23 protein-coding genes, 2 tRNA genes, 1 pseudogene and 1 riboswitch are annotated in these 23,997 nt (G+C 65.0%); of the genes and pseudogenes, 16 read left to right on the forward strand and 10 right to left on the reverse strand.

Annotation, left to right across the window (positions count from 1 at the left end; all coding sequences use genetic code 11):
- Window positions 1-5: 5 nt before the first annotated feature.
- Complete coding sequence (locus ACX3O0_RS02550) at window positions 6-2,510, reverse strand: ATP-dependent DNA ligase (protein WP_459106691.1); 2,505 nt, start codon at window positions 2,508-2,510, stop codon at window positions 6-8.
- 58 nt (window positions 2,511-2,568) lie between these two features.
- On the opposite strand from ACX3O0_RS02550, the gene ku reads away from it, so the two are divergent.
- From ku to ACX3O0_RS02585, 7 genes are all read left to right on the forward strand, one after another.
- Window positions 2,569-3,525, forward strand: coding sequence for a non-homologous end joining protein Ku (gene ku / locus ACX3O0_RS02555; protein WP_459106692.1), 957 nt, complete (start codon window positions 2,569-2,571; stop codon window positions 3,523-3,525).
- Between the two features lie 319 nt (window positions 3,526-3,844).
- Window positions 3,845-4,555 (forward strand): M23 family metallopeptidase, encoded by a 711-nt coding sequence (locus tag ACX3O0_RS02560; protein WP_459106693.1) that lies wholly within the window; start codon window positions 3,845-3,847, stop codon window positions 4,553-4,555.
- 51 nt (window positions 4,556-4,606) lie between these two features.
- Window positions 4,607-5,821: a DNA polymerase IV gene (dinB, locus tag ACX3O0_RS02565; protein ID WP_459090726.1), complete on the forward strand. Its 1,215-nt coding sequence runs from the start codon at window positions 4,607-4,609 to the stop codon at window positions 5,819-5,821.
- Between the two features lie 4 nt (window positions 5,822-5,825).
- Window positions 5,826-5,936: riboswitch (TPP riboswitch) on the forward strand.
- Between the two features lie 36 nt (window positions 5,937-5,972).
- A complete protein-coding gene (locus tag ACX3O0_RS02570) occupies window positions 5,973-6,605 on the forward strand; it encodes an ECF transporter S component (protein WP_459106694.1) in 633 nt (210 codons plus the stop codon).
- A gap of 34 nt (window positions 6,606-6,639) precedes the next feature.
- Window positions 6,640-8,055: an ABC transporter ATP-binding protein gene (locus ACX3O0_RS02575; RefSeq protein ID WP_459108438.1), complete on the forward strand. Its 1,416-nt coding sequence runs from the start codon at window positions 6,640-6,642 to the stop codon at window positions 8,053-8,055.
- Entirely contained in the window at window positions 8,052-8,810 is a 759-nt protein-coding gene (locus ACX3O0_RS02580; RefSeq protein ID WP_459106695.1) for an energy-coupling factor transporter transmembrane component T family protein, read from the forward strand. Before ACX3O0_RS02575 ends, ACX3O0_RS02580 begins: the two co-directional genes overlap by 4 nt.
- A complete protein-coding gene (locus ACX3O0_RS02585) occupies window positions 8,803-9,285 on the forward strand; it encodes a nucleoside/nucleotide kinase family protein (protein ID WP_459106696.1) in 483 nt (160 codons plus the stop codon). Before ACX3O0_RS02580 ends, ACX3O0_RS02585 begins: the two co-directional genes overlap by 8 nt.
- A 6-nt stretch (window positions 9,286-9,291) precedes the next feature.
- On the opposite strand, the gene ACX3O0_RS02590 is transcribed toward ACX3O0_RS02585, so the two are convergent.
- The 6 genes from ACX3O0_RS02590 to orn form a co-directional block, all read right to left on the reverse strand.
- Window positions 9,292-9,909, reverse strand: coding sequence for a hypothetical protein (locus ACX3O0_RS02590; protein WP_459106697.1), 618 nt, complete (start codon window positions 9,907-9,909; stop codon window positions 9,292-9,294).
- Between the two features lie 77 nt (window positions 9,910-9,986).
- Window positions 9,987-10,337 (reverse strand): metallopeptidase family protein, encoded by a 351-nt coding sequence (locus ACX3O0_RS02595; protein ID WP_459090736.1) that lies wholly within the window; start codon window positions 10,335-10,337, stop codon window positions 9,987-9,989.
- Complete coding sequence (locus ACX3O0_RS02600; RefSeq protein ID WP_459106698.1) at window positions 10,330-10,818, reverse strand: DUF2017 domain-containing protein; 489 nt, start codon at window positions 10,816-10,818, stop codon at window positions 10,330-10,332. The genes ACX3O0_RS02595 and ACX3O0_RS02600 overlap by 8 nt, the downstream gene beginning before the upstream one ends.
- Entirely contained in the window at window positions 10,815-11,099 is a 285-nt protein-coding gene (gene clpS / locus ACX3O0_RS02605) for an ATP-dependent Clp protease adapter ClpS (protein ID WP_459106699.1), read from the reverse strand. Before clpS ends, ACX3O0_RS02600 begins: the two co-directional genes overlap by 4 nt.
- Before the next feature lie 138 nt (window positions 11,100-11,237).
- Window positions 11,238-11,313 (reverse strand) — tRNA-His (locus ACX3O0_RS02610).
- A 52-nt stretch (window positions 11,314-11,365) separates the two neighbouring features.
- Window positions 11,366-11,986: an oligoribonuclease gene (orn, locus tag ACX3O0_RS02615; RefSeq protein WP_459090742.1), complete on the reverse strand. Its 621-nt coding sequence runs from the start codon at window positions 11,984-11,986 to the stop codon at window positions 11,366-11,368.
- Between the two features lie 106 nt (window positions 11,987-12,092).
- On the opposite strand from orn, the gene ACX3O0_RS02620 reads away from it, so the two are divergent.
- The 3 genes from ACX3O0_RS02620 to ACX3O0_RS02630 all read left to right on the forward strand — a co-directional run bounded on the left by ACX3O0_RS02620 (window position 12,093) and on the right by ACX3O0_RS02630 (window position 12,778).
- Complete coding sequence (locus ACX3O0_RS02620) at window positions 12,093-12,365, forward strand: oligoribonuclease (RefSeq protein WP_459090744.1); 273 nt, start codon at window positions 12,093-12,095, stop codon at window positions 12,363-12,365.
- A gap of 30 nt (window positions 12,366-12,395) precedes the next feature.
- A complete protein-coding gene (locus ACX3O0_RS02625) occupies window positions 12,396-12,656 on the forward strand; it encodes a thioredoxin family protein (protein ID WP_459090746.1) in 261 nt (86 codons plus the stop codon).
- A gap of 49 nt (window positions 12,657-12,705) precedes the next feature.
- Window positions 12,706-12,778: transfer RNA gene (locus tag ACX3O0_RS02630), tRNA-Arg, on the forward strand.
- Between the two features lie 580 nt (window positions 12,779-13,358).
- Here the strand turns inward: ACX3O0_RS02630 and ACX3O0_RS02635 are convergent.
- Window positions 13,359-14,660 (reverse strand): glycosyltransferase, encoded by a 1,302-nt coding sequence (locus ACX3O0_RS02635; RefSeq protein ID WP_459106700.1) that lies wholly within the window; start codon window positions 14,658-14,660, stop codon window positions 13,359-13,361.
- 151 nt (window positions 14,661-14,811) lie between these two features.
- Between ACX3O0_RS02635 and ACX3O0_RS02640 the strand changes: the two are divergent.
- Window positions 14,812-15,219 (forward strand): annotated as a pseudogene (locus ACX3O0_RS02640) (ATP-binding protein); the annotation flags it as partial.
- 344 nt (window positions 15,220-15,563) lie between these two features.
- On the forward strand, window positions 15,564-16,121 hold the full coding sequence (locus ACX3O0_RS02645) for a hypothetical protein (protein WP_459106701.1): 558 nt from the start codon (window positions 15,564-15,566) through the stop codon (window positions 16,119-16,121).
- 92 nt (window positions 16,122-16,213) lie between these two features.
- On the opposite strand, the gene ACX3O0_RS02650 is transcribed toward ACX3O0_RS02645, so the two are convergent.
- Window positions 16,214-16,630 (reverse strand): pyridoxamine 5'-phosphate oxidase family protein, encoded by a 417-nt coding sequence (locus tag ACX3O0_RS02650; RefSeq protein WP_459106702.1) that lies wholly within the window; start codon window positions 16,628-16,630, stop codon window positions 16,214-16,216.
- A gap of 267 nt (window positions 16,631-16,897) precedes the next feature.
- Between ACX3O0_RS02650 and ACX3O0_RS02655 the strand changes: the two genes are divergently transcribed.
- The 4 genes from ACX3O0_RS02655 to ACX3O0_RS02670 all read left to right on the forward strand — a co-directional run bounded on the left by ACX3O0_RS02655 (window position 16,898) and on the right by ACX3O0_RS02670 (window position 22,530).
- Window positions 16,898-17,578 carry a hypothetical protein gene (locus ACX3O0_RS02655; RefSeq protein ID WP_459106703.1) on the forward strand — a complete coding sequence of 227 codons (681 nt, stop codon included), beginning with the start codon at window positions 16,898-16,900 and terminating at the stop codon, window positions 17,576-17,578.
- A complete protein-coding gene (locus ACX3O0_RS02660; protein WP_459106704.1) occupies window positions 17,578-19,722 on the forward strand; it encodes a hypothetical protein in 2,145 nt (714 codons plus the stop codon). The genes ACX3O0_RS02655 and ACX3O0_RS02660 overlap by 1 nt, the downstream gene beginning before the upstream one ends.
- 13 nt (window positions 19,723-19,735) lie before the next feature.
- Window positions 19,736-21,694, forward strand: coding sequence for a hypothetical protein (locus ACX3O0_RS02665; RefSeq protein WP_459106705.1), 1,959 nt, complete (start codon window positions 19,736-19,738; stop codon window positions 21,692-21,694).
- A 269-nt stretch (window positions 21,695-21,963) separates the two neighbouring features.
- Complete coding sequence (locus ACX3O0_RS02670; RefSeq protein WP_459106706.1) at window positions 21,964-22,530, forward strand: DUF6578 domain-containing protein; 567 nt, start codon at window positions 21,964-21,966, stop codon at window positions 22,528-22,530.
- Window positions 22,531-23,191: 661 nt separating this feature from the next.
- Here ACX3O0_RS02670 and ACX3O0_RS02675 read toward each other — a convergent pair.
- Window positions 23,192-23,848 carry an HAD family hydrolase gene (locus ACX3O0_RS02675; protein ID WP_459106707.1) on the reverse strand — a complete coding sequence of 219 codons (657 nt, stop codon included), beginning with the start codon at window positions 23,846-23,848 and terminating at the stop codon, window positions 23,192-23,194.
- Window positions 23,849-23,997: the final 149 nt, after the last annotated feature.

The following is a 23,997-nucleotide window of genomic DNA, read 5'->3' on the forward strand; positions in this document are numbered from 1 at the left end:
CGCCTCTAGCCGGCGACCGGCGCTTCGAGCACGATGTCTTCCGGTGCCTTGTCCGGCCGCAGGCCGCGCCAGCTCGGTTGGCGCAGGCGGTCGGTGTGAGTCCACTCGGCGAACTCCACTTCGCCGACCAGGCTGGGCGTGACCCAGTTCACCCCGCGCGCATCCGCTGCCGGGACGTTGTGGAGCGGCGTGGTCTTCCGCTCGAGCCGAGTGAGCTTGGCCAGCAGGTCGTCGAGCTCCTTGTCGCCGAACCCGGTGCCGACTCTGCCGACGTAGCGCAATCCGGCGTCATCCGGGATGCCGAGCACCAGCGAGCCGATGGTGCCCGACCGCCGACCGTTCCCCGGCTTCCATCCGGCGATGACCACCTCCTGGGTGCTGTGGTGCTTGATCTTCACCCAGCCTTGCGAGCGGACGCCTGGACGGTACCGTCCATCCCGTTTCTTGGCCATGACGCCTTCGAGCCCGAGCCCCAGGCTGCTGGCCATGGCGGCGCCGCTGTCGCCATCGAATGCCGGTGGCACGCGAATGCGGTCCGTTTCGTTGACGGCATCCTCCAGCGCCGCACGCCGGTCGTCGTAACTGCGTGACAGCAGCGGTTCTCCATCCAGCTCCAGCAGGTCGAACACCATGAAGTGCACCGGTGTGGCCTGCCTGGCCCTGTCGACGTCCGGCTTCCTGGTCAGCTTCATCCGGCTTTGCAGGAGTCCGAAGCTGGGCCGGCCGCCTTTGTCCAGTGCGACGATCTCACCATCGACCACGGCATCCGACTGGATCGCGTCCGCCAGCTCCGCCAACTCGGGGTAACTCACCGTCAGGTCGATGCCGTTGCGGCTGATGTAGCGCACTTGGCCGTCTTCGACGACGGCGATGGCACGGATGCCGTCCCATTTCATCTCGAAGGCCCAGCCGTCTTCGTCGCCCAGGCTCGCCTCCGTGCCGAGCGTTGCCAGCATGGGAGAGATCGCCTTGGGGCCGCGCCGTGCCGCGCCGATCACCTTCCGGCGCGGCTTGCTCGCCGGGGCGTCGTCCTTCATGAGATGCAGCAGCCAATTGTTGTCGTCGCCGTCGCGGCCGCCGGTGTGGATGAGGGCGTAGCGATGGCTGCCGTGCTTCTCGCCGTGCAGCGTGACGATCACCTCCTTGCCCTCGCGCCACTTCTCCAATTCGTAGGTTCCGGCGTCCCAGATGGTCACCTCGCCGCCACCATATTCTCCGGCGGGAATACTTCCTTCGAAGGTGCCGTACGCCAGCGGGTGGTCCTCTGTCTGCACGGCCAGGTGATTCTTTGCGGGGTCGGTGGGCATCCCCTTCGGCACCGCCCAGCTCACCAGCACGCCGTCGTGTTCCAGCCTGAAGTCGTAGTGCAGCCGCCGCGCATGGTGCTCCTGGATCACGAAGGTGGGTGCCGACTCTGCTCCCGCCGGCAATGCTTGTCCAGAGAATGAAGGAGAATCGTCCCCTGAACGCTGTTTCTGCACAGAACCGGGCTTCGCGCCCATCGGTTCCTTCGTTTTGGTCGGGTCGCGTTTGGCGCGGTAGACGGCCAAGCGGTCGCGGCTGGCTTCCGTCGCCTCGAAGCTAGCCAGGTGCTCCTCGGTGGGCTCCAGCGACTGGAGGTGGCCGCTGGTCAGCCCGGCCAGCGGGTCGCCACGCCGCTTCACCCTGGCCAGAACCTCGGTGTAGTCGAGTTGTTTCAGGTTGGCGGATGCGAGTTCGCGCCAGGTGCGCGGTGCGGCAACCATGGGATGCAGTTTTCCGCGTAGGGAGTACGGCGCAACCGTAGTCTTGGCTGCGTTGTTCTGGCTCCAGTCGACGAGGACTTTGCCGCCCCGCAGCGCCTTCTTCATGTCGCTGACGATGAGCTCCGGGTGGTCGGCCTCCAGCGCGCGTGCCAATTCGTGGGCAATCGCCGAGACGGTCTCAGAGTTCTGCTTGCCGTCGAGGGCGGCGTACAGGTGGATTCCCTTGCTTCCGCTGGTCACCGGGAGCGGGTCGAGCCCCATGTCGGTGAGGATGGCGCGGGCGAGCTGCGCCACTTCGGCGCACTCGGCGAGTCCAGCCCCTTCCCCCGGGTCGAGGTCGAGCACGAGCCGGTCCGGATTCTTCTGAACACCCGTGCGGCCGAACTGCCATTGCGGAACGTGGACCTCCAGGGCGGCGATCTGCCCCAGCCAGGCCAGCGTGGCCCTGTCGTTGGCCAGCGGGTACTCGTTGACATGGTCCTTGTGCTGGATCGTTCGCGTGGCCACCCAGTCCGGTGCCCCATCGCCCAGGTTCTTCTGAAAGAACACCTGCCCGGGCTTCTGGGCCGTGCCGACACCGTTCACCCAGCGCTTGCGGGTGACCGGACGGTTGGCAATGTGCGGGATCATCACGTCGGCTATCCGCGCGTAGTAGTCGAGCACATCGGCCTTGGTGGTGCCGGTTTCCGGGTAGAGCACCTTGTCGAGGCTGGTCAGCTTGAGCCGGTTCCCGTCAATGTCGACGAACTGCTGGTTCGATGGCATGGCTCCATGTTGCCCCCGAACCCGGGACAAACGGCCGTTTTGGGGGAATGATTGACGGATGAGATCCATCTGGAAGGGCGCCATCACCTTCGGACTGGTCAACGTGCCGGTGAAGGTCTACAGCGCGACGGAAGACCACGACATCTCGCTGCACCAGGTGCACGACAAGGACGGTGGGCGCATCCGCTACCAGCGTCGCTGTGAGGTGTGCGGAAAGATCGTCGACTACGAGAACATCGACAAGGCCTACGACGATGGTGACCGCACGGTCATCCTCACCGACGAGGAGTTGAAGTCGCTTCCGGAGGAGCGCAGTCGCGAGATCAATGTTCTCGAGTTCGTGCCCACCGAGCAGGTCGACCCGATCATGTTCAACCGCAGCTATTACCTGGAGCCGGATTCGAAGTCGTCGAAGGCGTATGTCCTCCTCCGGAGGACGCTGGAGGAGACCGACCGCACGGCGATCGTCCATTTCGCCCTGCGCCAGAAGACCCGGCTTGCCGCGCTGCGGGTCCGCGGTGACGTGCTCATGATCCAGACCCTGCTCTGGGACGACGAGGTGCGGGAGGCGGCATTCCCCTCGCTCGATGAGAAGGTGCGCATCCAACCGCAGGAGCTGAAGATGTCGGCATCCCTGGTGGAGTCCTTCGAGGCCGACTTCGAGCCGGACAAGTACACCGACGATTACCAGGTGCAGCTTCGCGAACTGATCGACGCGAAGCTGAAGGAAGGCGACGCCCTCGACACCGACGCGACCTTCGGCAATGCGGATGAAGACGAGGGCGGCGGTGAGGTGCTCGACCTCATGGAGGCGTTGCGCCGGAGCGTCGAGAAGAGCCGCAAGGGTTCAGCCTCCGCCGGCACGGCGGAGAAGTCGTCCACCAAGACGCCGGCAAAGAAGACCGCGGTGAAGAAAGACGCGGCGAAGGATGCGACGAAGCCCGCAGCCAAGAAGGCACCGGCTAAGAAAGCGTCGACGAAAAAGGAACCGGCAAAGTCCAGGAAGTCGGCCTAAAAACCACCCACCGCGGCCGGTCATCCCGCCGTTTCCAGCCTTTATAACGTTCTCACTACATTCGGAGGATCAGAAAAAGCCCTGATCAGAGACGGGTAAGGGAGCGTCTTCACAGGGAGTGCGGAGCTTTCCCCCGTTCACTGGTAGCAGAGCGACGCGCGTTGGACTACCTGCCGGTGGAACCTGTCACCGACACCACAGCGTCGCTCACGTCATGCGCTGACCATGTGTGTCGCTAGAGCGCCTCCCCGAACCAGTCCATAGACCCGGTCCACACTCCTGCCGTGTGGCGCCGCGTCTCAGACCAGGAAGCTTCAATTTGACTCCCAAACACTCCGGCGGCATCGCCATGCCGTCGAACGCCGCGGCGACATCCGCCCCCCTTCTCCCGCCAGCCCTCCAGCGCCGGGTCCACCACGCCGCAATGGTGAAGCGCTTCGGTCGGCGGATCACGGCCGGGGCAGCCTCGCTGCTCGTGATCGCAGGGGCAGGTGTCGGCCTGCCCTCCTACGCGTCCACGATTGAAGCCGAACAGTTAGCCGAACCACAGCCGCGGGCGCAATCGCTCACCGTGGTGAGCGCCAGCCCGGTCACGGAGATCGTGCGGGACAGCTACACCGTGGTGATCCCCCCGAAGCTCCAGTACCCGCTGCTCACCGGCACCGGGATCACCAGCGCATTCGGACCGCGTGGCGGCCGCATGCACGAGGGTGACGACCTCTTCCCGGGCTATGGAACCCCTATCTACTCCATCGCCGCGGGAACCGTGGTCACGGCTACCGGCGCTGGCGCCTACGGCAACCACGTCGTCGTGGAGCATGTGATCGATGGTCAAATGGTCACCAGCCTCTACGCGCATATGGCGCCTGGAACGATGGCCGTGTCGGCCGGGCAGCACGTGGGCATCGGGCAGCAGCTCGGTGCGGTCGGCGAAACCGGTCGCGCATACGGCGCCCACCTGCATTTCGAGATTCGCCCGGGCGGAGGCGCCGCTGTTCCCCCGTACGCCTGGCTCGCCGCCCGCATCTAACCGCCTCCGCGCACTGCCGCTTTAGTCAGCGGCGCAGGTTAACCTGAACGGGTGAGCAAACAGGACGGCAGCACTCGCCAGGTGAGTGCCAGCTCCGTCGACAGTTCGACGGCGCCGATCCTGCACGTCGACCTGGACGCCTTCTTCGCTTCGGTCGAGCTCCTGGACCATCCTGAGCTGGTCGACCTGCCGGTCGTGGTTGCCGGAAAGTCGCTGCGTTCGGTGGTCACCGCCGCCAATTATCCGGCGCGGAAGTACGGGGTGCGCTCGGCCATGCCCCTGGGCCAGGCCATGCGGTTGTGCCCCAAGGCGATCGTGCTGGAGCCCCACTTCGAGAAGTACCGCCATTACTCCCAGCGAGTGATGACCATCTTCGACGAGATGACGCCGCTGGTGGAGCGACTGGGCATCGACGAAGCGTTCCTGGATGTCTCTGGCGCCCGCTCCCTGATCGGGTCGCCTGCCGAGGTAGCCACGATCATCCGCCGCCGCGTGGAGGAGGAGACGCGCCTGACCTGCTCGATCGGGGCAGCGGCAACCAAATTCGTCGCCAAGCTGGCATCCGGCCGGGCAAAGCCTGACGGGCTCCTGGTCATCCCCGAGCGCGAAACGCTGGCCTTCCTGCATCCGCTGCCGGTCGGTGCCCTGTGGGGTGTCGGAGGGGTGACGGAGGAGGCGCTGACCAAGCGCGGACTTCGCACCATCGGCGACATCGCGGCCACCCCGCTGGTGACCCTTCAGCGCGCCGTGGGGGAGGCGGCCGGCCGCAAACTTCACGACCTTGCAAACGGAGTTGACCCACGCAGCGTGACCACGCGGGCAGAAGAGAAAAGCGTCGGCCACGAAATGACCTTCGAGACGGATGTGACGGATTCCGACCTCCTGCGCCGGGAGCTGCTGAGGCTGTCGACCCAGGTCGCCGCCAGACTGCGCGACGCCGGAGTCACCGGGCACACGGTGGTTCTGAAACTGCGTTACGGCGACTTCACCACCATCACCCGATCGCGCAAGCTCGCTGAGCCGACCGACCTCGCCCGCCGCATCTACGAAGAGGTCCGTGGCAGCTACGAGGCGCTGGGTGCCCACCGCGGTGTGCGGCTGATCGGCGTCCGGGTCGAGCAGCTCGCTGACGGAACGCCCGGCCAGGTCGGGCTGTGGGACACCGACGAAGGCTGGCGTGAAGCCGAACGCGCCATCGATGGGGTAAGCGAGAAGTTCGGCAGGGGTGCCGTGGGACCGGCCGCACTCCTGCGCAAGCGTGAGTAGAATGGATGTCGAACACGGGAGTCCGGTGAGCCGGGCTGAGAGGAAGCTGATCCAAGCTTCGACCGTCGAACCTGATCTGGATAATGCCAGCGCAGGGAGGCAGACAATTCTCTAACCCGTGCCTATTTCACTGACTGAAAGGGCACGACAAGTGACCAATACTAAAAAGCTCGATTCACGCGGCACAGGGTCTGCGCCGGCCTCCTATCGGTGGCGCGTCGTCGACATCGTGGTGGCCAGCGTCATCGGCGTCGCATCCGGTGTCATCTTCATCGTCTGGAACGTCGCATCCGAGCCGATCACCGGCCCGCTCAAGGCCTTGCTCCCCGGACTGCAGGCACTCGGCGGCGGGTTCTGGCTCTTCGCCGGCCCGCTCACTGCGCTGATCATCCGAAAGCCGGGAGCTGCCCTCTTCGGCGAACTGGTCGCGGCCTGCGTTTCGGTGCTGTTCGGCGGCGGCTCGTGGGGCGTGACCGTCCTGGTGAGCGGACTCATCCAGGGGTTGGGTGCTGAGGTCGTGTTCCTGGCTTTCCGGTACCGCGTCTGGAAGGTCGGCGTTGCCGTGCTTGCCGGCATCGGTGCAGGTGTCGCCATGGCCGTCAACGACCTGATCGCCTGGTACGCCGGCGCGGACACCCTCTTCACCGTGGTCTACATCGTCGCGGCGATGATCAGCGGTGCCATCATCGCGGGGTTGCTGTCGTGGATCGCCGTTCGCGGGCTTGCCGAGACCGGGGTGCTCAGCCGCTTCGCAGCGGGACGAGAGCGCGCCGGGAGAGTCTGACCTGAACGTCTCAGAGCCGGCTCCAGCCGTGTGCATCACCGCGCGCGGCTGGGGCTGGCGTCACGCCGGTCGACACGCCTGGGCGGTCTCCAACCTCGACCTGGTGATCGAGCCGGGAGAACGGGTGCTCCTCCTGGGTGCCTCCGGTGCCGGCAAGTCGACGCTGCTGCACGCGCTGGCCGGCGTGCTCGGCGGGGATGACGAGGGCGACCAGCGCGGTGAGTTGCTGCTTGATGGAAAGGCCCCGGCCGGCGAACGTGGCCGGGCCGGACTGTTGCTGCAAGACCCGGACAGCCAGGTCATCCTGCCCCGGGTCGGCGACGATGTCGCGTTCGGGTGCGAGAATCTGGGCATTCCGCGGGAGGAGATCTGGCGTCGGGTGCCCCGGGCGCTGGAAGCCGTCGGGCTCCACCTGCCGCTGGATCACTCGACCTCTGCGCTGTCCGGTGGGCAGAAGCAACGCCTGGCGCTGGCCGGGGTGCTCGCCATGCGGCCGGGGCTGCTGTTGCTGGACGAGCCGACCGCGAACCTCGACGCAGCCGGCGTCACGGAGGTGCGGGACGCGGTCGCCGGGCTGCTTCAGCATTCGTCCGCAACGTTCGTGGTGGTCGAGCACCGGGTTGAGGTTTGGCGGTCCCTGGTGAACCGGGTGATCGTGCTGTCGGCCTCCGGGGGAGTGCTGGCCGACGGGCATCCGGATGCTGTCCTCACGGAACAGGGCGCAACTCTTGCCGAGAGCGGCGTGTGGGTTCCCGAGCATCCGCCGCAGCATCCGGAGCGGCTGTGGACGCCGGGTGAAACCCTGCTGACGGCCCACGGGCTCGCGGTCGGCCGCACAAAGACGACGCCGGTGCGCTCGGAGCTTCACCTCGAACTGCCGGAAGGCAGCGCAACCGCCATCACCGGGCCCAACGGCGCCGGCAAGTCGACCCTCGGGCTCACCCTGGCCGGACTGCTCCCGCCCCTGGCCGGGGAGGTCAGGGCCAGCGAGCTCCTGCGCCGGGGAGCGGCACCGCATCCGATCCGGTGGAAGTCGCGTGAGCTGCTAACCCGCATCGGCACGGTCTTCCAGCACCCAGAGCACCAGTTCCTGACGGCGAGCGTCAGCGCGGAGCTCGCGATCGGCCCGCAGGCGCTGAAGCTCCCGGAACAGGACGTTGCCAAACGCGTTGACGAGTTGCTGCACCGCCTGGGCCTCCACCACCTGGCGGCGGCGAATCCGTTCACCCTCTCCGGCGGCGAGAAACGACGCCTGAGCGTCGCGACCGTGCTGGCAACCAGGCCGCGGATGCTGGTGCTCGATGAACCGACATTCGGCCAGGACTCCCGAACCTGGCAGGAGCTGGTGGCGCTGCTCGCCGACCTCATGGCTGACGGAACCTCGGTGGTGGCGATCACGCACGACCGCCAGCTGGTGCAGGCCATTGCCGATCGCGAGGTGCAACTGTGACCGCGACGTTCGAGGGCATCAACCCGGTGGCGAAACTGGCGGCGGTGATGTTGCTCAGCGTGTGCCTCATCCTGTCGCTCGATTGGGTTTCCGGCACGGTGGCGCTGGCCTTCGAGGCCGTGTTGCTGCCGTTCGCGGGTGTCCCGCCACGGAAATTCTGGCTGCGCACGCTCCCGGTGTGGATCGCTGCCCCGCTCACCGGCTTGACCATCGCCCTCTACGGTGAGCCATCCGGCGCCGTCTACTTCGAGTTCTGGGCGATGCGGGTCAGCGACGGTTCGCTCGAACTGGCTGTCGCGACGGTGCTGAGGGTGCTCGCCATCGGCCTGCCCGCGGTGGTCCTCTTCCTCACGGTTGACCCGACGGCCCTGGCCGACGGACTGGCCCAGGTCTGGAAGCTTCCCAGCCGGTTCGTGCTCGGGGCCCTGGCCGCGCTGCGACTGGTCGGCCTGTTCCTCGACGACTGGCGGTCACTGGAGGTGGCGCGCCGTGCCCGCGGGGTGGGGGACCGAGGCAGGATCAGACGGCTCCCCGGGCAGGCCTTCGCGCTGCTTGTGCTGTCGATCAGGCGCGGAAGCAAGCTCGCCACAGCAATGGAAGCCCGCGGTTTCGGCTCCAGCATCGAACGCACCTGGGCGAGGCCCTCCCGATTCGGTGCCCGGGAATGGGCACTCTCCGCGATCGGACTGGTCGCCGGCCTCTCAGCTCTGGCGATAGCCATCGCCACCGGGGAATGGAACTTCGTCCTTGGCTGACCTCAGTGCGGGTCGCATCCTGATCGACGGCCGGAGCGGGTCAGGCAAGACCGAGCTGGCCAAGCGGATGGCGCTCGAAATCCCGGGCGCCCAGCTGGTGCGCCTGGACGACATCTATCCGGGCTGGGACGGGCTGGAAGCCGGAAGCCGCCACGTGCACGACCACGTGCTGGCGGCATCCGCTCCCCGGTGGCAACGCTGGGACTGGACCGAGAACTCATGGGCGGAATGGCATCCGCTCGACCCTTCCCGGCCGATCATCATCGAAGGCTGCGGAGCGCTCAGCCGCGCCAACCGCGCGCTCGCCGACTACGGCATCTGGGTCGAACTGGACGAGCCGACCCGCAAGGCGCGCGCGCTGGCACGCGACGGCGACGCCTACGTTCCCCACTGGGAGCGCTGGGCAGCCCAGGAGCAGGCGTTCATCGATCGCGAGCGGCCGCAGCAGTTGGCTGACGAGCTCATCGAAGGCTAAGCCCGCTCAGCCTTCAGTCCAGAACTGGGTGAACGGGTTGCCTTCCGCATTCGTGGTGAGGGTTTCGCCGACGCAGGTCACCGTCATGTCCGAACCGCCGGCAGCGGATGTCGGCAACTCGATCGGCGACTCGATGGTCACGCCGGCGCTCGTCATCGTCATCTGGATGTCGTACTCACCCACCCAGTCCTCGAACACCACGAGGTTGTCGACACCGGCATCCCAGAACCAGGAACCGTAGCCGCTGCCCTTCTGCGTCTGGGTGACGGTCAAGGTCGGGGCATCTTCCACCGGCACCACGACGACGAAGGTCAGGTCGACCGCCGTGGTGACGAGCGACTCCTCCGCGAACATGATCGTCATCGTGCCCGTTCCGGTCACCGACGAGACGGGGGAGCCCAGCGACTCCATCTGGTGCTTCAGCTGTCCGGCGAGGTCGTCGACGTCGACCATCCAATTGCGGTCGATCAGGCAATCGGTCGGAGAGCCGGAACCGTCCTCAGTCTCGGCTGCCGGAACGCCTTCGGCCGGACTGGGCGGTTCGTCGGGGGTGCCGCCCGAGCATCCGCTCAGCAGCAGAATGGTCACGGCACAACCGGCCAGAGCCGTCGTCAACTTGCCCATGGGAGCCTCCTCGCGCGAGTTGGCCGCAGTCAGCGGTCACGCCATCTCGACGCGCAGCCAGTGGGGCCCGGTTGACGTCAGGCCCAGCCCAGCTCGTGCAACTGGCGATCGTCGATGCCATAGAAGTGGGCGATTTCGTGCACAAGGGTCACGTGGATCTGGTCTTTCAGCTCGTCGAGGTCCGCGCACATCGCGACCAGTGGTTCGCGATACAGGATGATGCGATCGGGCAGCTCGCCGAAACCGTACTGTCCGCGGTCCGTGATGGCGACACCGTCGTAGAGGCCGAGCAGGTCGAGGCTGCCGTCCTCGGGTCGGGCTTCCGTCACGAAGACGACGTTGTCGAGGCCGTCGACCATGTCGTCGGGGAGCAGGTCGAGTTCGTCGATGACGAGCCGCTCGAACTCCTCCTCGGACAGGTCATCCATGCGATACCCGGTCGTCGAGCGCCTCGATGAGCGAGTTCTGCACGAACCCGAGCCAGTCGTAGATCTCGCGCATCAGCGGGTCGATGGTGCGACCGGCGTCGTCGTCTTCGGACTCGATGCCCAGCCTGCTCGCTATGGTCAGGCGGATGTCGGTCAGGCACCTCAGCCAGCTGAGCGCCTCCGACTCGTCGAGGATGACGCGCCCGGTGACCCCCGTTCCGTCCAGTGAACGTATGAGAGTTTCGGCGTTCCCGACCTTCCGTTCGGCCAGGCCGCCGGCGGTGAAGCGGCGGAATTCAGCGGATGCTTCCGGGTCGTCTGGGTAGGCATCCGGCAGCAATCGCGCCAATGCGACGTCTGATTCGGCGCCCTCCGCCACCAACTCCGCGACCTGCCCAGCCAGCGACTGCAGCAGCACGGCTTCCTCCGCGTCGAGCAGCGCCTCCAGGGTTCCATCCGGTTTACGTTCGAAGCGTCTCATGCGTCGGCCTTGCTCAGTGTTGCCCAGAGCCCGTAGTCGTGCATGGCCTCGACGTGCCGCTCCATCTCCTCGCGAGAGCCTGTCGCGACGACCGACTTGCCCTCCAGGTGCACCTGGAGCATCAGCCGTTCCGCCTCGACTGCCGAGTATCCGAAGTAGGTGCGGAAGACGTAGGACACGTACGACATCAGGTTGACGGGGTCATTCCAGACCAGCGTGACCCAGGCGGAGTCGAGCGCAGCGGTAGTGCGCGCATACGTTCGATCCATGGTCTGGGGCATGCTTCCAGCCTAGGAGGTCTGGGGAGGGCACCGTTCCGGGTGCTGGCGGGTTAAACGAAGATCGGCCCGAGAGTCTCGGGCCGATCCTGTGTTCCCACGAACGCGGGTTACCGCGATCTACGTGTTTTCGATCACTATTGGGGTGAACGACGGGGCTCGAACCCGCGACATCCGGCTCCACAAGCCAGCGCTCTACCAACTGAGCTACGCCCACCATGTTGTCGACTTCGCAACCGGGGCTGCGAAATCACATCGCATAGATCCTATTACAGGTGCGGAGCAAATTCTTCCACCACGGCTGCGGAGATGACCTGCACCTCTTCAGTGGTGGGGCCGGGGTCGGAAACGAAGGCCGCTTTCCGGTAGTAATCGAGTTCGCGGATCGATTCGAGGATGTCGGGGAGCGCGCGATGGCCGCCGCCCTTGATCGGGGCGTTGAAGTAGATGCGCGGGAACCAGCGGCGGGAGAGTTCCTTCACCGAGGACACGTCGACGTTGCGGTAGTGCAGGTGGCCGTCGACGCGCGGCATGTAGCGGGCCAGGAACGCGCGGTCCATGCCGATAGTGTTGCCGGCCAGGGGGGCCTGCCCCGCGGTGGGGACGAACTTCAGGATGTACTCGTTGACGGCGAATTCTGCATCCGCCAGGCTCACGCCGTTCGGGATCTCCGTGATCAGGCCCGACTCGACGTGCATCGCGCGCACGAAGTCACTCATGCCGTCGAGCGCCGCCTGGTCCGGCTTGATGACGATCGACAGGCCAGGATCGAGGATGTTCAGGTCGAAGTCGGTGATGACGACCGCAACCTCGACGAGTTCGTCGACCTCGACGTCGAGTCCGGTCATTTCACAGTCGATCCAGACGAGACGATCTGAGGTGCTAGACATGGGGCAATTCTACGGGCGTGCACCGACCGTCCGATTACGGCCTCCACCCGATCTTCGATGAGGAGCTTCCATCGCATCCGCAGGTGTTGCGTGGTAGTAAGAGAACATGACTGATGCGAAGCCGACCCTGGAACACGGATCCGAGTACATTGTGCTGTTCTCGGGTGGCCCATTCGACGGGCAGACCGACAAGCGCATCAGCACTGATGGCGGCTGGGATGAGTCGATCACGGTGCTGGCCGAAGCCCACGGTCACGAGACGATGATGAACTACGACGCAACGAGTTGGCGATCGGTCGGTGATGCTGTGCACGTCACTTACGCTTTCGATGCCGGTGACAGCGAAGAGGTCGAAGATCCTGCCGACCGGGAAGACTAGTCCGCGCGAACCACCACCGGCAGGAGAATCGTGAAGTTGCTCTTCTTCGCTTCGGCGTTCTGTGACCCGTGCATCCACACCCGTTTCGTGCTGGACAAGGTCTCGAAGTTGGTGCCCGCGGCGACCATCGTGGAACTCGATATCGCCCGGGATGAGGACGTCGCGAAGCAGGCCGGCGTGATGTCGACGCCGACGATCGTCGTGGTGGGGGAGGACAACGTCGAAGTGTTCCGCGCGGAGGGTGTGCCCACCGTCAACCAGGTGCTGACCGCGCTCGCCCAAGCCGTCTGAGCCCACGCTTCGCGCCGAGGCAGCTGCGGTATCGTTGACACGCTGTCCCGCCCTCGTAGCTCAGGGGATAGAGCAGGAGCCTTCTAATCTCTTGGTCGCAGGTTCGAATCCTGCCGAGGGCACTTGTCACTTGTCACGCTAGATCGGAAAACTGCCACCTAGTTCGGAACAAACAGCCTTCATCGGCTGAGTAGTTCTTGTCGGCCGGGGCACCTGTCGGTGTGATGCATTTGACCTCCGCTCAGCGGGCATTTCAACGGGCGGGTTCTACGGGCGCAGCTCCGCTCGCAACTTCCCCGAGCGTCGTCACTGAACGCGAGATCGCGGTGGAGGTCCCTCTAGCGACACTCCTTTCAGGCAAGAGCACAAGGAAGTTAGCATTGCGCTCTCCGAGTGGCCGTCTGCGTCGACTGACGTGTGCGGGATGGCGTAGGCACAGTTTGAAGCAGATGCGTGCGCGATAGTCGTGCGCTACGAGAGCCACTCAGTCGAGACCCAGGGCGTCCAGCAGTGCGATCAGGTTTGCGACCAAGGCGTCGACGTCGTAGCCCTTTTGCACCCGCAGGGAATCGGCAGGTGTCGTACTTTTCTGGGCTGGTTACAGGTGGCGTATGTCTGGAAGGATTGTGAATGCGCTCTTGTAGATGAAGCCAGAGCCTATCGATACCCGCGATGGTTTTGAGAGGCGGTCGGTGGGCGGTGTCAGTCGCCCGGCTGAAGGGTCGACTGGTTCGCCGGTTGAGCGAGCTGCTCGAGCAGTTCGGCTGCTCGAGCAGCTCCGCCGAGCGACCGCAGTTGTGCGCCGACGCGGGATGCGGCATCCCGGTATGACGTGTCTGTCGCGACTCTGTCGAGTCCGGCTGCGACCTGAGCCGCCGTTGGCGTGCCCGTCTTGAGATTGACGGCCCCTCCGGTCCATGCGACGCGGGAGGCGATCTCCGGCTTGTCGAGGTCCCCTCCAGCGATCACGAGGGGGATGTCGTGGGCGAGCATGGCGAGCGTCCCGCCCCATCCTCCGTTCGTCACGGCGACATCCACCCGCGGAAGGAGCTCGGCGTAAGGCAGAAATCCTGCGACCCGCGTGTTTGAGGGGACGGGGAAGGGCAGCTCATCGTCTCCGGTGACGCCCGTCGCCACGACCACGAGCAGGTCGGCGCGGTCGGCCAGGGCCTCGAGCGTGGGCACGATAAGGTCGGCGGGATCGATGTTCTGGGTCCCCTGCGTGACATGTATGACTCGTCGGCCTTCGAGTTCGCTCCACCACGCCGGCAGCGTATGCGACGCCTGCGGAGGCATCCGGAGCTCGCCGACGAAGTGCAGGAAGTCGGGCCGGTCGGTGCGCTTAAAGTCCAGCAACGAGGATCCGCTCGCAACGATGAGCTGTCGTGAGAAGGTGACCTCCTCCATGGTCAACCCTCGTGGGCGGAGTCCGATCGTTTCCTCAGATCTCGCGATGGCCTTCACGAGCGATCGGGCGATGAGCGGCGCCGCCCCGCGAAGGGCGGCATCCCGCGCCTTGGTGAACGCGTTCGTACCGGGCCACAGACCCAGTCCGGCAGGAGGGCCCTGCGTTCCGGCGAGATTGAGCGGGGTGATCGAGATCGTCGCCCATGGGCCGCCGTTCTGCTCGGCGTACAGGGCCGCGCCGATCGAGACGTCGTCGCCGGCGATCGCATCCCACGGTTCCCTGACCCACTCGTCCCGCAGATCCTGCACCTGCGCGGCAGAGGTGTTGATGAAGACATCTTCGACGTTGATGAGGAGCTGGCTCAGGCCCTTCCTGCCGCGGAGCCGCGGGAACGTCGTGGCGAGGTCACTCTCATCGAAGTCAGGAGCGTGATGCCAGGGCACGAGCCGGGCGCCCGTCGACTCGACGGCCGTGCGGAACGCCTCGCCCGAGTAGACGCGCACGTCGTGCCCGCGAGCGACGAGCGCACTCGCCAGGGCGCGAATGGGGTTGATGTGCCCCGTGAAGGGCATTGCCGAGAGCAGAAAGCGGGCCATGGAACCCATGATGCCGTGCGGAACCAGACCCCCGCGACCGGGAGGTCGACGCAGCGCCGGCGTTCACTCCGGAGACGTCAAACCCTATGGAGTCCGAGGAATCAGTCGAACCCGCACCCGCACCCGAACCTGAACAGCCCGTTATCCCAGAATCGGCCTGGGCACCGCGGCCGCGGAGAAAGGGTTCCGGGTCCGCTACACGCTCGCGACGCGGCTCGTGAACGAACTCGTCGAAGCCGCCGACGAGAAGACCCTCGCTCGCACCATCGCCCGCTACGGCCGCGTCGATCTGCTCATGATCGACGAGCTCGGCTACATGGAACTTGACCGCCGCGGCGCCGAGCTTCTTTTCCAAGTCCTCACCGAACGCGAGGAGAAGAACTCCGTCGCCATCGCCTCGAACGAATCCTTCTCCGGCTGGACCCACACCTTCACCGACCCCAGGCTCTGCGCCGCGATCGTCGACCGGCTCACCTTCAACGGCACCATCATCGAAACCGGCACCGACTCCTACCGCCTCGCGCACACCAAGCAGCAGCACGCCGCCAGCACCCTTTGATCCTCCTTTGAGGAACGCGCAACAGTTGCAACCGCCCCAAAGGATCGCCCTCGAGCCCGCCAGGTGGTCCCGGAACAAGCCGTCACGGTGGTCCTAGATCAAGTTGACATTCTCAACTATAGGAAGAGCAAACACGACTTAGGTATCCTCCGATTCGACGGAGGGGCTGTTGGTCCCGCTGAGGGTCCCGCTTGCGTGCACCCATAGTGGTCATCGTTCAGCTGGCTGATCCAGTCGTTTGCGCCCGCACGGCGGCCGGCTTGCAGGACGCGTTCGTACGTGGCGCGTGACTCCGCGATCGCCCAGATTCATTGCGAAAGACTTAGGTCGGATAGCGTGCAGAGATGGACTTTGGTGCGATTTTGGCGTGGGCAGATGAATCGCCGACGCTGGCAGGAATTGTAGCCACCGTGGTGGGAGGCGCGATTCTCGCGGTGATAACGACTGGTGTCCTGACGGTGAAGGGCCGCAAGCCATCCTTCAGATGGATCGGACACGTTGCTGGGCAGATATGGGCACGCCGTCCGACGAGGGTAACTCGACAGAAGACTATCGTGGGGGCCGCTAAGCAAAAAGGCTGGAGAGATGTGAGCGGAGGGGCCAAACAGCCTCTCGACCGACTTGCCACGCCGCCGAACGGTTCACGCGAAAGACCGATGGCCACGGACGCGCGCGGTGCGACGGCCAGAGAGCCGTTCGCGCCCGGCCATGGACTGGAAGACCTCGAAGTCCAGGTACGGGCGTCGGATCAACGACTCGTCGTGAAGTACAAAAACGGCCTGCAGATTGGGGTTATCACTCCGACCCGTGGACGATTCGTAGCAATGCACATTCGTAATGGCGAGGCAGGACCATTCGATTCCATCCAAGATGCGATGAAGGCGCTTTGGGACTTGGACTGAGATTCAGTGCAGGCAGGTATTGAACTGAGTAAGTTCCGTTGGTCGTTGGTCCTACGGGGACGACCGGATCTGACGACCGGGCTCGGAACACTTCAGGGAAGGATCGGGCCGAGGTCCCACGTGCGCGCTTCTTGCAGCGGCAACGTGAGGATGACACCGGCGCCACGCGCGGCTGTGAACTGCTTGCCCCCTTCTTCCCCGAGGTAGCGGGATGCGATGGCCAGGCGGGCATGCTCGACGCCGTCGCGTCGCAGCGTCGGATCGCCTTCGACGCGGATACCGCGAAACGGCGGAACCGCTTCGAACACGAGCAGAGAGCAACGAGGATGTCGTCCCAGATGGCGCAGCTTGACGTCGTCCTCGGCGATGACCACCTCGAGGTTGCCGCCTGCTGCCCGAAACCACACCGGTGACGACACGGCGGTTCCGTCCTTGCGGTAGGTCGTCAGCACGGCGGGCGAGGGCCGTTCCAAGAGTGTGACATGGGAGGCGGGGACTTCGGTGCTCACGGCGACAGCCTAGGCTGTCGCCGCTGGGCACTCGGGCGCAGGAAGTCAGCAGGGCCTGACCATGGGGAGAGGCTGCCTCATCGCGGCGCCCCGGGCTCTCCGGACGCGGTGATCCACCGCGGGCGCGTACCTGACCACTCAGGGATCCCTATCCGGGCATCGAGCCAAGGATTACCGCCAATCGTCGGCCGAGTGCCTTGAGCGTGTCGGAGGTCGGCGCGAACACTTATCTGAGAGATTAACTACGACTGGGGGGAAGGACCGTCCGTGACTGTTGTTTCGATGCCGCCCTCTGACGCGCGCCGACGTGGCGGATCGACGAGCCAGACCGCGACTCGGGTGCTGGTGCTGCTCGACGTTCTCGGGACGCCTGTCCCAGCATCCTGCGATGTAGATGGTGCGGCTGCCGTCGTCTCGTCGCTCATCCGCCTGCAGAAGCTCGATTTCTGGCTGCGGAATCCTGACTACCTCGCGGACGAGCTGCTGAGTGAGTACGAGACCGGACTCGTGACGTTCGGCGAGATTCAGCCGCACGTCATCCGGATGCTTGATGGTGATGCGCCGCAATTGCACACGTATCCCATGGAGCGCTATATATATGGGGCGTATGAGTTCATCGACGACGCTCTCGCTGTGCTCAAGCTCTACGAGCAGATCGAGCATCGGCGCGCCGCTGACTCGGGCGCCCTCTCACGTCGGGACTACTTCCTGTTGCAGAAGGGACGGGACACCGTCGCTGCGATGCGCGCGGAGATTCCGGAACTCGAGTGGTACGTGCAGCAGGCGAGCGCCATCGGTCTCATCGCCGATGCGGCGGTGGGAGCAACAGCGAAGCGCCGGCAATATCTCCAGGCCGAGTACGCGGATACGGCGCACGGGGATGTTATCCCCTCGATTCTCGAGCGTGTACGTGAGCGCGCTGTGGCGCTGAAAATGATGGAGGGCTGATGGAGGCGACCGTCGTGGACTGGGTGGACAACGTCGCGGAGCGCGCAAAGGCAGATCGCGATGCCGTGGTGGAGGTGTTCACCCGGTACGGGATCGTCGGACCCAAGGCAGTTCCGACTAGGCGTCAGCTGCGAGTGGACGCGATTCAGTTCGCCGGCGTCAAGAATCTCGCCGACGACGAGAGCGCAGGGGTTCGCCGCTTCGTGCCGTTCTCCTTCCACCGCGCTTTCACCACCCCCGTGACCGCGTTCGTCAGCGACGGGAAGAACGATGCCGGGAAAAGCTCGACCCTCGACATCATCAAGTGGGGCCTGCGCGGCTCGTCGAAGGTCGCCGGCGACGTGCAGAAATGGCTCCGACAGGTCTGCCTGCTGTTGACTCTCGGCGGCGAGCGGATTCTCATCGCATGGCGGGTGGACGACGGCGTTCCCAAGGGACAGATCGTCGTCCTCCCCGCGGGAGTCGAACTTGGCCTCGATGACTTCAATTACGCAACCACCGACGTGATGATCAAGCACAGCCACCAGGCTGCCACGGCAGGTGAGCCTGCGTTCGGGATGCCCGTCCCGGTCGACGGTCTTGTCGAGCGTCTCCTCACAGACGGCGCACTCGCCATCGAGAGTTTCGACGGGGACGACGAGATGGAAGCGGCGGTCAGTGAGTTCATGCTGCAGCGCCTTGGACTCGACGCCCTCACACAATGGACCCGCATCGCGGGCGCAACCGACGCTGATGACGGCAACTTGGTCGATCACGGTTGGCACCTATGGTCTCAGGCGCTTGCCATCACCAAACCAAGTGTGTCCTCGGTCATCGGAGAGACACCGTTTCACGCGAGGAATGTGCTCAATACCTTCCTCGCAACGGAGTGGGGCGCGACGACGCTGAGCGCTCGTGCGCAGAAAAAGGCCGTGGACGGGCGGCTCGCCGGCATCCATCGGCGTCGCAACCGTGACTCCGAGTCGCGAGAGGCCAGCGCGCAGGTGCTCCGCTCGGAGAAGGCTGAAGCTGAGGCGGAATTGAACACCATCCCTGTGTCCGGCATGACGGCCGAGGAGGTCGAGGCGGCGATGGCGGCAGTCACCGCAGCGACGGCCGACATCACCCGCACGCAGCGCGCTGTGTCGGATGCCGCTCTCGGCTACGGGTCGGCGGAGCGAGAGCTGCATGCGGCCGAGCAGGATCTCGCGGCATTCAAAGAGGCGGCTGTCACCAAACGCTTCTGGCACGCGCTCAAGCCGTCATGCTGCCCGCGATGCGACGCGAAGGTTCGGCCTGATCAGTGGCAGAGGGAGCAGGAAGGCTCCTGTTCGCTATGCAACAACCCCATGGATGAAACTGACACGGCGCCCGACACGAACCACGACGATGACGAAGCCGCCGATGACGAGATCGATCCCGTGACGATGGCAGAGCAGCGGGTCGCGCAGCACACCGCGGACGCAGAACGCCTTTCGACGCTCCACGACGACGCGATTAGGCAGGCGAACGCTGCCGAGACCGAGTTCGAGCGCGCGTCAGAGGGTATCAGTAACGTCCATGGAGACCCCATCGAGCGCCGCGCACTCGAACGCCGGATCGCAGTGCTCGACGGCCGCATTCAGGAGCGTTCCGAATCATTCGATGAAGACCCGGAGGAGGAAGCGTTGACCACCGACGCACGCATCCTTGACGCCGCAGAGGTCTTCGCCGGGGGCTCCGCGAAGAGCGTCTTCTCGGAGGCGTTGTCCTCGGTGAGTGCACAGATCACTTCGCTCGGAAAGACCCTGGGCATCAGCAACCTCGAGAACGCGACCCTCCAGGCGAACGCGCAGCTCCCAGTCGTCAAGGGTGGGGAGAAGACACCGTTCGGGAAGCTCACCGATGGTGAGAAGCTCCGCCTGAAGATCGCGCTCGTCGTGTCACTCCTAGACGTCGGAACGACATCAGGACTTGGCCGACACCCCGGTCTGCTCATAGTCGACTCTCTGGCCGCCGAGGAACTCAACCGCGAAAACGGCGAACTGCTGCTACGAGAGCTGAATCGGGTGGCGCAGACTCACGGTCTTCAGGTCATCACAAGCACGGCACACAGTGAGTTAGTTGCTGCCGTCCTCCCGGACGAGGCGATGCAGAGGCCGACCGCGGAAGACCTGATGTGGTGAGAAGGAGTTCCCTGTGACACAGACCGTGTTCGACTTCCTCGACACCCTCGAGGGAACCCCATCCGTCACCCGTCTCGGCGGCGAGCACACGATTTACGCCTCGTCTTCTGAACTGGTTCGCGATACCCGAGTAGTCGAGGTCGCCGTCGCGCTGTGCGCCGAGTGGACGAACCTCCAAGACCAGACTTCTGCGGGCGCGCTCCTCATCGACGCCGCCGACACCATTCCTGCGCTCGGGGCACGCGCCCTCTACGACGTGTTATTGGCTGCGGAAGCTGCTCTCCCCCAGATCGCACCTGGCCTCGAAGGCGCGTTCAAAGCGCGCGCCGGTGGGCGTGGATTCGAGAGGGACATCGCGCTGGAGGGGTGGACTCGCCTGGCGCTTGGACACTGGACGAACAACACGCTCCAGCTCCGCGGGCTGCTACATGAGGGGAGCGAAGCCGAGGACGCGACCCCTCCGCTGGTTCGGGCGCTCGGCGCCGCTTGCTCGATGTGGGACGATGCCGAGCTCCGAAACGCGCTAACCGTGCTCTCCACACACGACTCGCTTGACGCGGACGCGGCAATGGAACTCGGCTTCCACAAGATCGCAGCCGCGGCTGCGTCCGTCCATCTCGATGCCGTACGCGCGGATCTCGACGACGCGGTGCACTGGTTCGACGCCGCATGCCTCGATGATGCTCGTCCTGACGCTACCGCGTTTCGGGCCGTCATCACCGGAGTCGCCGAGCAGGTATCCGGCCACCCCATCCCCGATGAACGGTTCGACGCCATCGCCGACGCAGTGTACGAGTACCTCGATGGTTATCGAGGAGTGGAGCGGAGCTGGCGGGGAGCCCGCGCCGGCACGACCAGTGCCTGGCTGGACCTCCTGACGCAACTCCGAATAGCTGAGGCCGACCGCTGGTTCGACACCGGGACCACGTTGCGCGCGCTCGCGCATGCGTTTGCTGCCGAGCAGACCATGGTGCTCGTCGTCAACCCGGGCATGACCGAGTCGGCGCCTCAGGTCGGCGTGCGCGAGCTGGTATGGCCGCGCATCGAAGAGATCACACACGGAAACGCCTCGGTCATCATGCACCTGCAACGATGGTTGACGGCGAATGCTGACCCCGTCGACTCAGCGACCCGCGCCGCGGTGGAAGGACTCCTTGACCGGCTGGAAGAGGTGCCGCCAAAAAAAGCAGGTAGCGAGTCGCTCCGTCTTCCGGATGCGATTCGCGAGAACCTCCATCTGACGGACGCCGCCTTCTCCGAGCTCAAACGCGCGGCGGCATCCGAACCGTCCCTAGTCCCGGTCTTCGAGGAGATCGCGATCCAGACTCGGTCGTTGAATATCGCCGAGGACGACCTCCTGTCCAGCCTCCTGGCTCAGTGCGAGGAACACGCCGAAGGAGGAATCGGCGCCTACCGGACTGAGCTGAAGGTGCTCCTCACCGACGTCATCCGGTACACCACTTACCACCTCAACATCAGCCAGTCACCGAGCAGGTTGCCGCCGTGGATGGTGCCGGGCCAGCCATGGCCCGCGGAGCACGTGCTCGCGGATCACCTGAACGACTTCCTGAGGGGGGCGGGCCGAGAGGCATTCGTCGAGTTGCCCAACATCGCGGGCGGACGGGTGGACATCGCAGTGACGTTCCACAGCCGCTGCTCCATCTACATCGAAGTGAAGACGGTCGACAAGGACCGCTCCGACGACGAGCTCGTCGACGACTTCGGCACGCAGGCGGTCCAGTACGCCGTGACCGACATCCCCGTCGCCATTCTGGTAGTGGCCGACTACGTTCCGCGGATGATCCGGCGCGACCTCACTGGGGCATTCCACGTCACCCCAATGAAGCTCGATGCAGCATCGCGACAGCATGCCCTCATCGCAGTCCGCCTCCAGGCGAACGTCGATCCGCCGTCCGCCACCTCGGCGAAGCGGATCACTCGCAAGAAGAAGGTGCCGCCCACTTCGGACTGAGGCTGTTCGTTTGCATCGGCTCACCAGGACAGGGCAAGGTCGAGTTCCGAGCATCAAAAGCGGTCGTCTCACGGGCGGGCTGAGTGTTGATCTGGCGAACTCGCGCGACGTTCTAAGTCGCGGTATGCGCGTACCCGCAAGCCGGTCGATGACTGCGACGCTTCAGACCGCGGCCTCGCTCACTGCCCATTCGTGCAGATCGTCCCGTAGCAGGATCCGCGAACGCGGCAGCCCGGTGGCAACGAACGGGCCGGGTTAGCCTGATAGCTATGACGCGCGTGTGGCTGACGGAATGGGAGTGGGCGTGCTGCGGTGATCCGTTCGGCCTCGGAGACGAGGTCGACTTCGGTATCGAGTCGCGGACGGCGCATCCAGCCCTCGCCGAGGTCCTCGGTCCGGAGCTCGTCAGAACGGTGGACGCAATGGAGTCGCACCACGTGGAGGAGTTTGCCGATCGGGTGAGCGGTCGGGTCGTCGCGGTTTACACGGTTACGCGCGAGGTCATAGAGCGTCGGTCACTGCGCCGACCTGGCCACGGCGCACCACCTGACGCGATCATGCCGACCGACGGCGACGATTGGCCGATGGTCGGCCGCGAGCTCGGAAACGGCGCGTTCGTTGGGACGCGACCGTCGCGGTACCTGATCGAGATTGTGCCGGTACCCGAGACTGCCATGCTGACGCCGGCTCAAGGCGTCCGACAACCCATCGTCGATCAAACCGAGCGGCTTCCGTCCGCCGCGGCGCTCGCTGCTGATCCACCACCCGAGCGGCGTCGACGCACACTAGCCGGCTGGCTGGTCGACGTTTCAGAGCACGCGGAAGAAGTCCGCTGACGGAACTCTATGTGACGCCTGATGCCCGCTGGTCGTTCGGTCTGCGGGCGAAGCGCGGACAAGTTTCAGGCGCCCGGACTGCCCGGATGGGGTAACCGTGGCAGGCCTACAGTTTGGCGTTGCCCGGGCGTCCAGCCGGCACCGAAGGCGAGCAATGCCAACCCGATAACGAGTAACACGATCCCGACCTGATTCTGTGGCGTCAGCGGTACGCCTGTCGGAATGGCGGCAGGTGCGCCGACCATCGCGTCTCCGTGTGAACCATCCGATATCGAGACAGCCTCGAGTGCGCAGTCTTCGATCGGCTGCAAACTGCAGCGCACGCTTGGTCGCGATTAACGTCAACGGGGGTTAACCGCGGGTTTATGGCCGTTTTCCGGACTAGGGTGTCAAAACGTCTACCGAACACAACAGCGACTTCCCCGTAGTTCCGGCTTTCCGCGTGTGTCAATTTTTCCGAACTGGCGTGACAAGTGACAGCACTTGTCACTTGCCAGTCTTGTTCGGAAAATTGCCAGCTAACTGAGCAAGACCGGATGGTGCACCACGTCCGTCGGTGCGAAAGCGGCCTTGCACTTGCGATGCCCTTCTTACCCAGCAGAGGCGTTGGTTACATTTCTGGGTGAAGCAAGCCCAGCGAGGCGGATCATCCGGCGGGGCGTCAAAGGGCCAGTTTGAGCACGTCGTGCAGTCGCTCATCGTGGGTAGACAGAAGAGGGGGAAGCAGGAGCGTTCGGATCCCGTGCGTCACTGCTCCTCCGTCGGGTCCGGCACGATCGCCGACCATCAAGGCGAGATCCGGCCCGGTTCCCAGCGCCTCGAGCGCGTGTGCGTAGATCGCTTTCGAGGGCTTCTGCACTCCCACTTCGTACGACAGGGAGTAGGAATCGATCGCGTCGGCTAGCCCAACTGCCGCGAAGGCCGGACGAAGGTCGAAGTGGATGTCGCTAACGATTCCTACCTGCAGTCCGGCGCTCTTCAGAGCGAAAATAGTGTGCGCAGCGTCGATCGCAAACGGATTGACCGCGTGGTCAAGCTCCGACTCGTAGAGGGCCTCCGCGAGTTCGTCGTCAACACCGGCGTCCGCGAAAACCCCCATGAACGCGACCCGATGAAGATCTCTATCGGAATCGAGACCCGGCGCGTCCATCCGGTCGTGTGGCCCGTTACTCTCGCTGATCCGCGCCACGAGGTCATCGACAGGATGCCGACTTGCGTCTCGATGGGCACGTTCAAGGGCATCGGCGGCCCACAGCTCGAGGGTCGGCGCGACAACTAGCGTCCCGCGCCAATCGAATAGCACCGCGTTAACGTGCACGCCATCAGGTTACCGAGCCATCGAGGACGATCGAGCATCGAACTTACCCGTCGGGGGTAAACAACGTCCTGCCGGGATGTCCTCCGCTCCGGCAGGGTATGGGTCGCGCGCACCCGCTTCAGCGACGGCTGGAAGGGCTCGGGCGCTGC

This window comes from Homoserinimonas sp. A447 (assembly GCF_054489325.1).